The sequence below is a fragment of the Liquorilactobacillus oeni DSM 19972 genome (assembly GCF_001436275.1).
Taxonomy (GTDB): domain Bacteria; phylum Bacillota; class Bacilli; order Lactobacillales; family Lactobacillaceae; genus Liquorilactobacillus; species Liquorilactobacillus oeni.
Genome location: NZ_AZEH01000026.1, coordinates 1 through 353, shown reverse-complemented (window position 1 = coordinate 353; position 353 = coordinate 1). Strand labels below are relative to the sequence as shown.

Annotated in this window: 2 pseudogenes; both read right to left on the bottom strand. The window is 35.4% G+C overall.

Going from position 1 to position 353, the window contains the following annotated elements:
• Positions 1 to 275: pseudogene (locus tag FD46_RS03865) on the bottom strand (zeta toxin family protein); the annotation flags it as partial.
• A pseudogene (locus FD46_RS10345) lies at positions 271 to 351 on the bottom strand (type II toxin-antitoxin system RelB/DinJ family antitoxin); the annotation flags it as partial. The pseudogenes FD46_RS03865 and FD46_RS10345, both read right to left, overlap by 5 nt.
• Positions 352 to 353 lie beyond the last annotated feature (2 nt).

The window sequence follows — 353 nt, the reverse complement described above, 5'->3', positions numbered from 1 at the left end:
CAAGTAATATTTTGATTTATCCAAGGAAAATGGCTCAAATTATTCTTAATTATTTGTTCTTTTTCTCTTACATAAACAGGAGTAAATTTTTCACTGTTATCATAGATCATTACCTTATCAACTTTAAAAGCCACTTCTGGCAAGTTATGATTCGATTGCCGATAACGTTTTTTGATAGTCTCTGCTGGTACACCATGTCCACCCTTTTGTACCCGTTCTTTTACTCTCTTGATGGCTAAATTTTCATCTCGCAAGGCAACATACAATAAAGTCACTTAAAACGGCTTCGGTATTATCGGCCAAGTCTTTGTCAATCTGGACTTGTACCCGTTTCTTTTCCTTAACTGCCATGA